The sequence below is a fragment of the Cupriavidus sp. C2SS-8b genome, assembly GCF_057073745.1.
On the sequence record NZ_CP172716.1, the window covers coordinates 2661856 to 2675245 of the forward strand.

Genomic DNA, 13390 nt, shown 5'->3' on the forward strand with positions numbered 1-13390 from the left:
CAGGCAGTTGGGCTTTTTTTTGGTTCTTCGCCGATCTGCGTGACCGTATAGAAACAAAAAGGGCCAACGCGCCCACCACTGTTATCTTGGAGTTGCGACACAACAAGAATCAGGAAGGTGGAGGTTGGCCCTGCGCGATTGTATGGCCCAGCTCGGCTGCTGGGAAGGCTATCGCCTGCGCGATAGCTGGGAAGAGACCCGTAATGGGCAACGTATTTGCCTCATCCGGCTGGAACCTAAGGGGCGCCGGAGGCGGTGCTGCGATGGCTGTGGTCGAGGCGTTAGCAGTATCCACGATCGGGTAGAGCGACGCGTGCGGGATCTGCCTATGTTCGAGACTCCGGTGGAGTTGGTCGTGCCGCGACTTCGTCTAGCTTGCCGGCAATGTGGCCCGAAGCTGGAACGCCTGGACTGGCTCGCACCCTATGCGCGGGTGACAACGCGGCTAGCCGCCAGCGTAGCGCGACTGTGCAAGGTCATGTCGTTGCGCCATGTCGCTGCCTTCTATCAATTGGCCTGGACTACGGTCAAGCGCATCGACCTGCGTCATCTGGAACGGGAACTGGGGCCGGTCGACCTGAAAGGCGTCACCGTGATCGCGATGGACGAGTTTGCTATCCAGAAGGGCCATCGCTATGCCACGGTCATCGTTGAGCCGTCGAGCAAGCGGGTACTCTGGGTTGGGCGCGGACGCTCGCGAGAGGAAATCCGACCCTTCTTCGAGCTACTTGGCCCCGAAGGCTGCGCCAAGATTCGCGCCGCAGTGATGGACATGAATACCGCCTACGACCTTGAAGTGCAGATGCATTGCCCGCACGCACAGGTCGTCTATGACCTGTTCCATGTGGTGGCCAAGTACGGCCGTGAAGTCATCGATCGCGTTAGGGTGGATGAGGCCAATCGGCTACGCGGCGACAAGGCGGCCCGTAAGGTGGTGAAGTCTTCTCGCTGGTTGCTGTTGCGCAACCGCGAGAACGTTACCCGTGAGGCCGATCAGATCCGGCTTGATGAAATACTGGCGGCCAACCAAGCGCTGATGACCGTCTACGTGCTCAAGGACGATCTCAAGACACTTTGGACATACCGGCATCCCGGCTACGCCCGGCGCTTCTGGCAAGGGTGGTACGAGCGCGCCATGGCCAGCGGCATCGCACCTCTTTGCCTGTTCGCCAAACGCCTCAAGCCTTACCTGCCAGGCATCCTGGCTCATAGCCGCTGGCCGTTGGGAACCAATCTGGTGGAGGGCATCAATAACCGGATCAAGGTCATCAAACGGATGGCCTATGGCTTCCGTGATGACCATTACTTCTTCCTGAAGATCCGGGCGGCCTTCCCCGGAAATCGGTGAAGAACCTTTTTTTTTGGATCTTCGGCGAATTGCGCGTCGTTCTTGGCAGGCGCGGCTGTTTCGCCGGCGTAGCCGGCGAGTCACTTTCTGTCCGAGCGACAGAAAGTAACCAAAGAACGCGTTTACTTGCCCTAACGGGCGAATATTGATCGTAGTGTGCGAAGAATTTCGTACGGGTATTCGCTTCAGAGAATGCCCGGCTGCCTGCCGCGTGGTGCGCGTCCGCCTGCAGGCTCCCCGGCAATGATTGAACCAGCCCCGAACCTGTCCGTGGCCCGACGCTGCCAGCGTTATCGCATCATCGCCTTCGGCTGCTGCGCGGCTCAGTAGTCGGCTGGCGGGAAGACATCAACGGCGCAGATGCTAGTGCTTCCGCTCCGCCATTCCCCTTTGGTTTTCACCGTGCGCGCAGCGCAGCCGTAGGCGTCCTACCGATGGCGTGGCTTGAAGGAGCCACCAAGTAATCCGGGTTCGCTCCTTAGGTATCCGCTACTGCAATTCGATCTTTGCAATCGCGGCCAGCCGCTTCCATCTGGCGATTTCCTCCTTCTGATAGTTGTGCAGTTCCGCAGGCGTGGAAACAATCAGCGTTGTGGACTGGCGCTGGTAGTAGTCCTTGACCTCGGCGGAAGCCGCAGCCTGGCTGAACAGCTCGCCCAGCCGTTGCGCGACCGGCTCGGGCGTCCTCGCGGACACCGCCGCCGCCACCCAGTTGTAGGCCAGAAAGTCCGGCACGCCCGCCTCGCTTGCGCTCGGCACGTTGGGCAACAACGGCGAACGCTGGGGGGCCGTGTAGGCCAGTGCGCGCAGTTTTCCCGACTTCACCAGTTCGATGGCGCCGCTGGCGTCCACTACCGCGAAATCGACATTGGCGGCCAGCACGCCGTTGATGGCATCGCCCGCGCCCTTGTAGGGCACGCCGGTCGTCTTCATGCGACTCTGCTCGTTCAGCCACTCGCTGTACAACGTATACGAGACGGATCCAGTGCCGTAGTTGAGTGCTCCGGGGCGCTTGCGCGCGTCCTCCACCAACTCGCCGAGGGTCCGATACGGTGAGTTCTGCGGCACGATGATCAGGCACGGCCCGCGCGACAGCAGCGTGATCGGCTTGAAGTCGGTCAGCGGGTCGTAGGGCAGCTTGCGGAACGTGGCGGCATTGGTGGAGAGCGTGGAATTGCTGCCAATGAATACCGTGTAGCCATCGGCCGGCGCGCCAAGCAGCGTCTGCACGCCGATGAAGCCGTTGCCACCGGGCTTGTTCTCGACCACCACGCCCTGCCCCGTCAGATCGCCGATCTTCTTGGCAAAGACGCGCGCGGTCATGTCCGTGCCACTGCCGGACGGAAACGGCACGATGAAACGGATCGGCCGGTTGGGAAAGGCCTGCGCCCAAGCGGGCGGCAGACCGGCCAGCCCGGCCGCGCACGCCACGCCCGCCATCAAGGTGAAACGTCGCCGCGAAGCGCTGAAAGTGGTGGTCATGTGGTCTCCTGTCATGCGTCCGGCGGCATCTCGCGCCGGTATCGGTACTTCAGTGAATGCCGGGGCCGGCGCACGCTAGCGCTTGAGCCCTAGCAGCTCGCGGGCTATCACCCAGCGGTGCACTTCGGACGGGCCTTCGTAGATGCGCATCAGCCGGGTTTCGTTGGCCATCTGCTGCAGTGGCATTTCCTTCGTCATCCCCATGGCGCCGAATGCCTGCATCGCGTGGTCAATGACGTCCCATGCCATTTCCGTGGCGAACACCTTGATCATCGAGACCTGGGTGCGGGCCTCCTCACCTTTGTCGATGCGAGCCGCGGCCTCATAGGTCATCAGGCGGCACGCGTGGATGCGCGTGGCGGCGTCGGCGACCCACCACTGGATGGCTTGCCGGTCCGCCAGCGCGGCGCCGAAGGTACGGCGCTGCGGCGCGTACTCGCACAGCATGTCGAGCGCGCGCTGCGCCCGGCCGATGCACCACGCCGCCATCTGCACGCGGCGGCTGGACAGCCGCGTCTGCATCGGCGCGAAGCCCTGCCCTTCCACGCCCAACAGTTGGGATTGGGGAATGCGGCAGTCTTCCAGCACCAACTCATAGGTGCTGGCGCCGCCAATCATCGCGATGCGCCGCTCGACCTTGAAGCCGGGCGTGCCGCGATCGACGAGAAAGGCGGAGATCCCGCCGCGCGCGCCGCGCGTCTTGTCGGTGACGGCCATCACGATGGTCCAGTCGGCGCGCGCGGCGCGGCTGATCCAGATCTTGCGTCCGTTGAGCACCCAGTCATCGCCGTCGCGCTCGGCGCGCGTGGTCATCATGGCGGGATCGCCGCCGGCGCCAGGCTCGGAAATGGCAATCGCGGAAATCGTCTCGCCCCGTGCGTACGGCTCAAGATAGCGCGCGCGTTGCGCCGCATCGGCGGTCTTCAGCAGCATGCGCAGGTTGGGCGAATCGGGCGGCAGGTCGTATGGCGTGACGGTCTTGCCCAGCTCTTCGTTGACGCCGACCATTGCCACCACGGGCAAGTCCGCGCCGCCCATCTCGGCCGGGGCGTCCAGCCCCCACAGGCCCAGTTCGCGCGACATCCCGTCGAGCCGGTCCTGCTCCTGCGGGGTCAGCATGAATTGCCCGCCCTCAGCCTCGCGCGCCAGCGCGGCCGGCTCGAGCGGAATCAACTGTTCGCGGACGAAGCGCGCCACCAGGTCCTTGAGCATCTGGTGTTCTTCATCGAGTTGGAAGTGCATGCGTGGTCTCCTGAATGAAATATCTCGTGGCGTCAGGCAACGGCCGGGGTACCGGCGATCGCGTCGATATCGCACGGCGCCAGGCCGGCCTCGCGCAGCACTTCCGCGGTGTGCTCGCCCAGCAACGGCGCGTGGCGGCGCAGGGCCAGCGGCGTGGCCGAAAACCGGGCCGTCGGACGCATTTCGCGCAAGGGTCCCTCGGTGGGATGCACGGTGGGCTGGAACAGCCCGACCGCTTCCAGATGTGGATGCGATGGCAGTTCGTCGGGCGTATAGATCGGCGTGGCGGGAATATCGAGCGTCTCGAACAGCGCCATCCACTGCGCCGTGGTGCGGCCCGGCGTGATCTCGCCAAAATGCTGGTACAGCGCGCGGATGTGGGTATTGCGCTCGGCACGGCTGGCGATGTTGTACTTCGCGGCCAGGTCTTCACGGTCAACAGCGCGGAAGAACGCCTTCCAATGCCGGTCCGTATAAGGCAGTGCGCAGATCCAGCCATCGGCGGTCCGCGCCGGCCGCCTGCCGCCCTCCAGCAGCCGTGCATAGCCGGCGCCTCCCGTGGCGGGATCGAAGGTCAGCCCGGCAAGATGCTCGGCCATCACGAAGCTCGCCATGGTCTCCAGCATCGGCACTTCAACGGCCTGCCCCTCGCCATGGCGCTCGCGATGCAGCAGCGCGGCCAGTACCGCGTTGGCCAGCGCAAGGCCTGTGGTCTTGTCGGCGATGAGGCTCGGCACGTACTCAGGCCGGCTGCCGCCGGCGGCGCCCAGCGACACGAGACCGCACCCGGCCTGGATGATGTCGTCGAAGGCAGGCTTGTCGCGGTGCGGGCCGTCCTGGCCGAAGCCGGTCGCCACGCAGTAGACGATGCGCGGATTGATCGCGGTCACGGCGTCATAGCCGAAGCCCAGGCGCTCGATGGCGGCCACGCGCATGTTGTGGATGAAGACATCGGCGCCCGCGATCAATTGCCGCAGGGCCGCGGCGCCCGCTTCGGTCTTCAGGTCCAGCACCACCGAACGCTTGTTGCGGTTCAACGCCAGATAGATCGAGCTCATGCCGGGGTTGCGCGAGACGCCGTTGGCGCGCATCAGGTCGCCTTCGGGTCCTTCGATCTTGACGACGTCCGCGCCCAGGTCGGCCAGCGTTTGCGTGGCGAGCGGTCCGAGTACGACCGAGGTCAGGTCCAGCACGCGGATGCCATCGAGCGGGCCGGCGCAAGCGGATTGCGTTGATTGCATCGTTTCCCTCCTCAGTGGCGCTGGAACACGGGCGTGCGGCGTTCCGCCATGGCGGCAACCCCCTCCCGAAAATCGGCGGTGGCGAACTGCACACGCTGCATCGACAACTCGCGCTGGTTGGCCTCGACAATGCGGTCCGCCAGGCCCAGCCGCAGCGTTTCGCGCGTGCTTTCCACGGCCAGCGGCGCCGACGCTGCAATGTCATGCGCGAGTGCCAGGGCATGCGCGCGCACCGCTTCCTTCGCGACCAGTTCATCGGCCAGGCCGATCCGTACGGCTTCCTCGCCGCCGATGCGCCGGCCCGTGTAGAGCAGGCGTGCAGCCTGTTGTTCGCCCACCAGGCGCGGCAACGTCACGCTCATGCCAAAGCCGGGATGAAAACCGAGCCGGTTGAAGTTGGCGCTGAAACGCGCTTCGGGACAGGTCACGCGGAAATCGGCGACCAGCGCCAGGCCCAGCCCGGCGCCGATTGCCGGCCCTTCCACCGCCGCGATGATCGGCTTGCGGTTGCGATAAAGCTTCATCGCCTGCGCATAGAACGCCGAGGGATCGCGCGAGACACTGCCTGCGCCACTGAAGTCGGCCCCGGCGCAGAAGGTGCCGACGCCGGAGGCCAGCACCACGGCGCGGCAGCCGTCGTCTTCATCGAGCTGAAGCAATATCTCGGCGAGCTGCCGCATGACGTCGACGTCGACAAAGTTGTGAGGGGGCCGGGATATCTCGATCTGCGCGACGTGCGCGTCGCGGCTCAGCGTGATGACAGCAGAAGCGGAGGTCATGGCGAAGCATTCCAGGGGTGAAGAACGCAACCAGTATTCGCCGACCCGCGCGGCTGCGCTACACTGCAATTTCGGATTCTGAAATTGCTGCGGGTGCCGCGGGACGTGTATGTCGCGGCGCCGCGCTTCCCTGCCATGGCCACTTCCCGATCCGCCTCACCGCCGCGCACGAGTTCGCGCACGTCCGCGCACGCGGCCGAGCCGTCGAGCCGCGAACTGACGCACAGCACGGGCTGCTTCACGCGGCAGACCGAAGGCAGCCAGTCGCTGGAGCGCGGACTGACGCTGCTGCGCGCGTTTCGCATCGGGTCTTCGAGCCTGACCAATGCGGAACTTGCCGCGCGCACCGGCCTGCCCCGGCCGACGGTGAGCCGGCTCACGCGCTCGCTGGTGGACAGCGGGTTCCTGCGCTATGACACCACCGAACGCGCCTACCGTCTGGCGGCCGTGGTGGTCAGCCTGGCGGACGCCTTCTACCATGCCGTTGAGGTGCCGGAGATCGCCTTGCCGCTGATGCGAGCGATTGCCGAGACGGAAATGGTCAATGTCGGCCTTGCCGTGCCGGACCAGACCGCGATGGTCTACCTGGCCTCCGTGCGCTGCAGCAGCGATAGCGTGTCGCGTACGCGGCGCGTGGCGCGCGGCACAAGGATCCCGATGGAACAGGCCTCGATCGGCATGGCCTGGCTTGCCTGCGAAACGCCGGCGGTACGCGCCGAATTCCTGGCGAGGATCGAACGGAAAGCCGGTGAGGACTGGCCGGCCGTGAGCAAGGCGCTATCGCGCGGCATCGGCCAGGCACAGAGACTGGGCTACTGCACAGCCAACTACCAGCCGGGGCATCTGACCGCAGTCGGCGCCGCGTTTCGCGGCCCGGACCATCAGTGGTACGGCCTCAATATCAGCTTCCCGCACAAGCCCAGCGAGAAGAGGCGGGACGTGGCCCGGTACGCGCCGTTGCTGCTCGACCTGATTGCGAAGATCCGGACGGCGTGCGGCATCGTCGACGATGCAACGTAGGACCACGTGTTTCGCCATCAAGCCTTGGCGTAGGTGTCGGCCGACATCACCTCAAGCGCAACGAAGGGTTGGTCGCCTTCCACCCAAGCTTCGTGTCCCGGCGGGATCGTGTACGAATCGCCTGCGCTTATTGTCTTCTCGGTTCCGTCTTTCATTCGAACGGTAAGACGTCCGGATACCGCATAGCCCACATGGGAGGCCTGACAGTGGTCGGTCTTCGCGACCGGCTTGATGCACTCCGACCACCGCCATCCGGGCTCGAAATTGAAGCGCCCGATGGTGAAGCCTTCAAGCTGGACGACCTCGATCCGGGTCTTCGCCGGGGCGCGAACTTCGTCGGGCGACGCGTGGGATTTCACTTCAAATCTGGTTACGGCAACTGGGGCTCCCATGTCTTCACCTCCGTCTATCCAAAAAGAACGGTTGCCACCGACCGGAACAAAAACGCACCGGAAAACGGATTGGCACTGCCCGGCGGGGACAATCCAAATCTAGTACAGACGGACGGAAAACAGGTGCGGTTTCAGCGTGTCGACGGCTGACGTTGCGAATGTCTGGCGCATCATGACGACGAATCAGCTGGCCTCGAACGTCGCCGCCCCCAAAGCTTCCTGATCCCCCGAGCGCCCGCCAAGGAATCCGTCCCCTGTGCAAGATGCCCCCCTCCCGGTGTGGTAAAAATAGGCCCCGCCGAAGCCCCCGGCCCCCCGCCCCAAGACCAGCCTTACCCAGCACTTCATGACCGGTTCGCCAGACCCACACCACCCCGCTCCCCGCCCCGCCGCCCTGCGTGGCGCCGCGCCGTTGCTAGCGCTGCTGGCGCTGGCCGTGCTGGTGGGCCTGGCCGGATGGCTTGCCTACCGCTTCAGCTACGACACCGCCCTGGCTCGCCAGTCCGAGCGCGGCCAGGTGCAGCTGCGCCTGTATGCGCAGGCGCTGGAAAGCGAACTGGCGCACTACGACTACGTGCCGAGCCTGCTGACGCTGGACGAGCGCATCGGCACGCTGCTGCGCCAGCCCAACGACATCGCCGCGGCGGCGCGGGCCAGTGACTACCTGTCCGCCCTCAACACGCGTGCCGGCACCCGCGTGGTCTACGTGCTCGATGCGCGCGGCAAGGTGCTGGCGACGAGCAACTGGCAGCGGCCCGACAGCTACCTGGGCGAGGACCTGAGCTTCCGCCCATACTTCCGCGCCGCCATGGAAGGCCAGCTTGGCCGCTTCTACGGCGTGGGCACCACGCGCGGCGAGTCCGGCTATTACCTGTCCGCACCGCTGGGCGAGCGCGACAACCCCGACGGCGTCGCAGTGGTCAAGATCGGCCTGGAGCCGCTGGAGAACCGCTGGCAGGGCGCCGACAGCCAGATGCTGCTGGCGGATGAGAACGGCGTGGTGATCCTGGCGTCCGACCCGTCCTGGAAACTCGCGGCCCTGCGCCCGCTGTCGGCGGACGCGCGCGCGCGCTTCGCGCGCAGCCTGCAATACAACCGCGCGCCGCTGCCGCAGCTGCCGCTGTCCGACGTGCGCGTGCTCGGCAATGGCAGCGACCGCCTGGTGCGGTTGCGCCAGGGGCCGCCGATGCTGGCGCAACAGTCCGCGCTGCCAGGCACCGACTGGCAGCTCACGCTGCTGTCCAATACTTCGCAGGCACGGCTCGCGGCACTGAACAGCGCCGCGCTGGCCGGCGTGCTGACGGCCTTTATCCTGCTGCTGGGCGCGGCGTGGAACGTGCGCCGGCGCATCATCGGCGAGCGGCTGGCCGCGCGCGCCGCGCTCGAAGCCGCCAACAGCGAACTGGAGCGCAAGGTGGCCGAACGCACCGCCGACCTGTCGTCGACCAACCAGCGCCTGCAGGCCGAAGTGGCCGAGCGCATCCGCACCGAGGCCGTGCTGCGCCAGGCCCAGGACGGCCTGCTGCAGGCCGGCAAGCTTGCCGCGGTCGGACAGATGTCGACCGGCATCGCGCATGAACTCAACCAGCCGCTCGCGGCGCTGCGCACCATTTCCGGCAATACCGGCAAGTTCCTGGAACGCGGCGACTACGACACGGCCCGCGCCAACCTGCGCACGATCATCGGCCTGGTGGAGCGCATGGGCCGCATCACGGGCGCGCTCAAGTCGTTCGCGCGCAAGTCCAACGGCGTGCGCCAGGCAGAACTCGCCCAGGCCGTGGACAACGCGCTGTTCCTGCTCGACACCCGTATCGCGGCCGTGCATCCGAGCCTGCGCCGCGAGGTGGAGCCCGGGCTGCTGGTCGCGTGCGACCCGAACCGGCTGGAGCAGGTGCTGGTCAACCTGGTCGGCAATGCACTGGACGCCGTGACGGGACGCGAGCAACCCATGATCTCCCTGCATGCCCACGTCAGCGGCGGCATGGCGTACCTGACCGTGCGCGACAACGGCCCGGGGCTGTCGGAAGAAGCCTTCTCGCGCCTGTTCGAGCCGTTCTTCACCACCAAGCCCGCCGGCGAAGGCCTGGGCCTGGGCCTGACGTTGTCGGCCGGCATCCTCAACGAAAACGGCGGCAGCCTGTCCGCCTCCAATCATCCGGACGGCGGCGCGTGCTTCACGCTGGTCCTGCCGCTGATCCGCCAGGACGACCCGCATGCAGGATGAACTGACCGTACTGATCGTCGAGGACGACGCCGACGTGCGCCTGGGCTGCGAGCAGGCGCTGCGGCTCGAAGGCATCGCCACGCGCGGCGTGGCCAGCGCCGAGGCGGCGCTGCGCGAGACCGCCGCCGGCTGGCCCGGCATCGTGGTCAGCGACATCCGCCTGCCGGGCATCGACGGCATGGCCCTGCTCGCGCAACTGCGCGCGCGCGACGCGTCGCTGCCCGTGATCATGATCACCGGGCATGGCGACGTGGCGCTCGCCGTGCAGGCCATGAAGCAAGGCGCCTATGATTTCCTGGAAAAGCCGTTCTCGCCCGAGGCACTGGTGGAAGCCACGCGCCGCGCGCTGGAGCAGCGCCGCCTGACGCACGAAGTGGCGCAACTGCGCGAACGCCTGGCCGGCCGCGACAAGCTCGAGGCCACGCTGATCGGCCGCTCGCCCGCCATCGAGCGGCTGCGCGGGCTGATCGCCAACCTGGCCGACACCGCCGCCAATGTGCTGATCCACGGCGAGACTGGCACCGGCAAGGAACTGGTGGCACGCTGCCTGCACGAGGCCAGCCGGCGCCATGCGCGCCACTTCGTCGCCATCAACTGCGGCGGCCTGCCCGAGCAGCTGTTCGAAAGCGAGATCTTCGGCCACGAGGCCGGCTCGTTCACGGGCGCGGCGCGGCGCCGCATCGGCAAGGTCGAGCATGCCGAAGGCGGCACGCTGTTCCTCGACGAGATCGAGAGCATGCCGATGCCGCTGCAGATCAAGCTGCTGCGCGTGCTGCAGGAACGCGTGGTGGAGCGCCTGGGCTCCAACGAGCCGGTGGCCGTAGACACGCGCGTGGTCGCGGCCACCAAGGCCGACCTGCGCGCGCTGGCCGACGCCGGCCAGTTTCGCTCCGACCTGTACTACCGCCTCAACGTGATCACTCTGGAGCTGCCCGCGCTGCGCGAACGGCGCGAAGACGTGCCGCTGCTGTTCGAGCATTTCGTGGCGCAGGCCGCCCTGCGCTTCGGGCGCGACCCCGTGCCGGCCACGCCGGCCGAACTGGCCGCGCTGGTGGCCTACCCGTGGCCCGGCAACGTGCGCGAACTGCGCAACCTGGCCGAGCGCCACGTGCTGGGGCTCGGCTGCGATCCGGGCCACGGCACCACGGCGCCGGAGGCCCTGCCGCTGGCGCAGGCCGTCGAGCAATTCGAGCGCGCGCTGATCGCCGATGCCCTGCGCCGGCACGACGGAAACCTCACGCGGGCCAGCGAGGCGCTGGGGGTGGCGAAGACTACGTTGTTCGACAAGACCAAGAAGTACGGGCTGTAGGGAGACCGGATGTCTTTCTGGCCTGTGGTCTCGCGATTCGGTGAAAGCACGTATCTGCTACCTGCCGCGGTGCTGACGGGGCTGTGGCTATGCCACCGTGGCCAGACGCGCAGCGCGCTGCGCTGGCTTGCGGGCGTGGCCGTCGCAGCGGGCATCACGCTGGCCTCGAAACTTGCGTTTTTGGGATGGGGGGTAGGCATCCCTGCGCTGGACTTCACCGGTGTGTCCGGCCATAGCGCGATGTCGGCCACGGTCCTTCCCGTGCTGTTCTACCTGTGCGCGCCGCCATCGCGCCGCTGGATCGCCGGGTTCGGCGCGGCATGCGGGGTCGGCCTGGCACTACTGGTAGGTTGGTCGCGCCTGGTGCTGCATGCGCACTCGCCGTCAGAAGTGATCGCCGGGCTGGTGTTAGGACTGGCCGTAAGTTTGATCTTCCTGAGTTTGCCGAGAGACAAGGTGTTGCCGCGGAGCATCGTCCCGCTGGCTGCCGCATTGGCCGTCTTCACCGCACTGCATGCGCTGCCAATGCCTGGCGCCAGCAATGCCACACACCGACTGGTGGTCAGCATGGCGACTTACCTGTCGGGCCGCGATCAACCGTACCAGCGCGGACTTTGAATCGCCAACTGTAGCGACCTGTGTGCTGACCCGCGCGTGATGCGTAATCAGATCCGTCTCATCGACGAAGCTCGGGCATCCGGGGAAACTGCATGCTTCGCCGAAGACATCGGCGAACGGGTCGGGATACCTGAAAGGGCAAGCAACGATAGGCCGCGTCATGCGGCCATGCGCATCGCACGCGCGCGCCAACAGATCAATGGCGGGCCGGGCGGGGCCGGCTGCAAGGCCGACCGGGCTTTTTCGTTGCTTTCCCCGGCTATCCCTCCCCGCTGTCAGGCCCGCCACCTTTTCATGCTTCCCCGGCGGACCATCCGAACCGACTCAGGAGTCTGCGATGCCCGTATCCCGTACCCAGGTTGAAGCCAACGATCCCACCCTGCTCGAATCCATCAGCGCTGGCCTGCATGGCGTTCTCGCCTTGCTGGAAATTGCCAGCGATCGCTCCGAGGACTGTCATGCGGCGTGCTGCCTGCTGGCGATGCTGAAGGCACGGCTCGATAACTCGATGCAGGAGGAGGAGGTTTGCGACGCTTGGTAAAGCGGCCCGTGTAGTTGTCCTCTCCCTGTCAGGGAGAGGACAGAGAGAGAGAGGCGCCCTGCCCTCAGAACCCCGAGAACCGCACGCCGATCGACCCGTAGCCGTAGTACCGATCCATCCGTCCAGCCGTGGCAGCGTTGTACAGGAACGGAATCGTCCCAACGAAGTTGTATTTGAACGCCTGTCCGCGAAGGTAGAACTCAACGCTCTTCGTCACGCTATAGGCAAGTTCAAGCCCGAGCGTATGGTTCGACTTGATCGGCGACACGCCGAAGCTCGACAAGCGATCGTCGATATTGCTGCGGAACAGGTACTGGAAGTTATAGCCGAGCTGGGTAGAAAAGCGTTCGTACTTCCAGCGCCAGGACACGCCCGTGGTCAGGAAGGCGGCCGTGTAGTTCAGGTCCTTGCTGACGTCGAGCCCGAACTGCGAAGCGTTGGCGGAAAAGTACGCGTTCTGCAACACGGAACCACCGACATTGCAGGGCGACGCGAGCGTGCCGTTGGCGATGTTGTCCGAGCCGATCTTGACGTTGAAATTGCAGTTGCCTCGCTTTACCTGCGCGGTCAGGTCGCCCACCGAGACATTGCTGAAGCCGCCCCCAAGAAAGCCCGTCAGCGTACTGCGCTCGCTGAGCTGGCCCGAGAAGATCATATCGGCCTGCGCCTGGAAATCGTTGGGATCGTTGACCCGGATCTGGCTAAAGGTGGTGCCGCGCACCTGCGTGGGCGATGTCTTGCTGACCGAACCCGCACGGTCGCCCCACAGGGAAAAACGGAAGATCAGCCGATCCTTCGCGCCCGGCTCGGCCAGCGGATCGTAGTGCAACGCGAGCTGCCAGGTGTCGATGCTGTTGGTGTCCTGGCCGTAGTCAATATTGCGGCGCAGGTACGTGGCGGCGCCCGAAAAGTACGGCGAGAACTTGTAGCCAAGCATGACCCGGCCGCCGCGATAGTCGCCGGCGTTGTCGGGCGCCGGGCCGCTGCCGCCCTGGTTCCGCAGGTTGAAGACATCCAGCGCCTTGTTCACCGCGTCAAAGCTGCCCTCAGCGCGAAAGCCGGTGAACTCGCCGGTGGTCGGCTCGGCACGCAAGAAAACATCTTCCGATGCAGCCAGCGCCGTGCCGGCGGCTGTCAGGCCAAACACTGCCGCCGCCGTGGACATGGTTCGGCGTGAACAAAACTCGAACATCG

The 13390-nt window shown here is 66.0% G+C and carries 12 protein-coding genes; 6 read left to right on the forward strand and 6 right to left on the reverse strand.

Annotated elements, in window-relative coordinates; translation table 11 throughout:
• Positions 1-142: 142 nt before the first annotated feature.
• Positions 143-1348, forward strand: coding sequence for an ISL3 family transposase (locus ACIGJB_RS12300; protein WP_483729871.1), 1206 nt, complete (start codon positions 143-145; stop codon positions 1346-1348).
• A gap of 489 nt (positions 1349-1837) precedes the next feature.
• Here the strand turns inward: ACIGJB_RS12300 and ACIGJB_RS12305 are convergent, their stop codons facing one another.
• From ACIGJB_RS12305 to ACIGJB_RS12320, 4 genes are all read right to left on the reverse strand, one after another.
• Positions 1838-2830, reverse strand: a complete 993-nt coding sequence (locus ACIGJB_RS12305) for a Bug family tripartite tricarboxylate transporter substrate binding protein (RefSeq protein WP_483730076.1) — start codon at positions 2828-2830, stop codon at positions 1838-1840.
• 75 nt (positions 2831-2905) lie between these two features.
• Positions 2906-4072, reverse strand: a complete 1167-nt coding sequence (locus tag ACIGJB_RS12310; protein ID WP_483730077.1) for an acyl-CoA dehydrogenase family protein — start codon at positions 4070-4072, stop codon at positions 2906-2908.
• Between the two features lie 32 nt (positions 4073-4104).
• Positions 4105-5313 (reverse strand): CaiB/BaiF CoA transferase family protein, encoded by a 1209-nt coding sequence (locus ACIGJB_RS12315; protein WP_483730078.1) that lies wholly within the window; start codon positions 5311-5313, stop codon positions 4105-4107.
• Between the two features lie 11 nt (positions 5314-5324).
• The gene (locus ACIGJB_RS12320; RefSeq protein ID WP_483730079.1) at positions 5325-6092 is read right to left on the reverse strand and encodes an enoyl-CoA hydratase/isomerase family protein; all 768 of its coding nucleotides are present in this window, start codon (positions 6090-6092) and stop codon (positions 5325-5327) included.
• A 135-nt stretch (positions 6093-6227) separates the two neighbouring features.
• Between ACIGJB_RS12320 and ACIGJB_RS12325 the strand changes: the two genes are divergently transcribed.
• Positions 6228-7112 (forward strand): IclR family transcriptional regulator, encoded by an 885-nt coding sequence (locus tag ACIGJB_RS12325; RefSeq protein WP_483730080.1) that lies wholly within the window; start codon positions 6228-6230, stop codon positions 7110-7112.
• Positions 7113-7129: 17 nt separating this feature from the next.
• Here ACIGJB_RS12325 and ACIGJB_RS12330 read toward each other — a convergent pair whose 3' ends face one another.
• The gene (locus ACIGJB_RS12330) at positions 7130-7504 is read right to left on the reverse strand and encodes a cupin domain-containing protein (protein WP_483730081.1); all 375 of its coding nucleotides are present in this window, start codon (positions 7502-7504) and stop codon (positions 7130-7132) included.
• Between the two features lie 346 nt (positions 7505-7850).
• Here ACIGJB_RS12330 and ACIGJB_RS12335 point away from each other — a divergent pair, with 346 nt between their 5' ends.
• The 4 genes from ACIGJB_RS12335 to ACIGJB_RS12350 all read left to right on the forward strand — a co-directional run bounded on the left by ACIGJB_RS12335 (position 7851) and on the right by ACIGJB_RS12350 (position 12196).
• The gene (locus ACIGJB_RS12335; RefSeq protein WP_483730082.1) at positions 7851-9728 is read left to right on the forward strand and encodes a sensor histidine kinase; all 1878 of its coding nucleotides are present in this window, start codon (positions 7851-7853) and stop codon (positions 9726-9728) included.
• Positions 9718-11037: a sigma-54-dependent transcriptional regulator gene (locus tag ACIGJB_RS12340; protein WP_483730083.1), complete on the forward strand. Its 1320-nt coding sequence runs from the start codon at positions 9718-9720 to the stop codon at positions 11035-11037. The genes ACIGJB_RS12335 and ACIGJB_RS12340 overlap by 11 nt, the downstream gene beginning before the upstream one ends.
• Positions 11038-11046: 9 nt before the next feature.
• Complete coding sequence (locus ACIGJB_RS12345) at positions 11047-11655, forward strand: phosphatase PAP2 family protein (protein WP_483730084.1); 609 nt, start codon at positions 11047-11049, stop codon at positions 11653-11655.
• A 337-nt stretch (positions 11656-11992) separates the two neighbouring features.
• Entirely contained in the window at positions 11993-12196 is a 204-nt protein-coding gene (locus ACIGJB_RS12350; protein ID WP_483730085.1) for a hypothetical protein, read from the forward strand.
• A gap of 64 nt (positions 12197-12260) precedes the next feature.
• Here ACIGJB_RS12350 and ACIGJB_RS12355 read toward each other — a convergent pair whose 3' ends face one another.
• Positions 12261-13388 carry a hypothetical protein gene (locus ACIGJB_RS12355; protein WP_483730086.1) on the reverse strand — a complete coding sequence of 376 codons (1128 nt, stop codon included), beginning with the start codon at positions 13386-13388 and terminating at the stop codon, positions 12261-12263.
• Between the last annotated feature and the right edge of the window lie 2 nt (positions 13389-13390).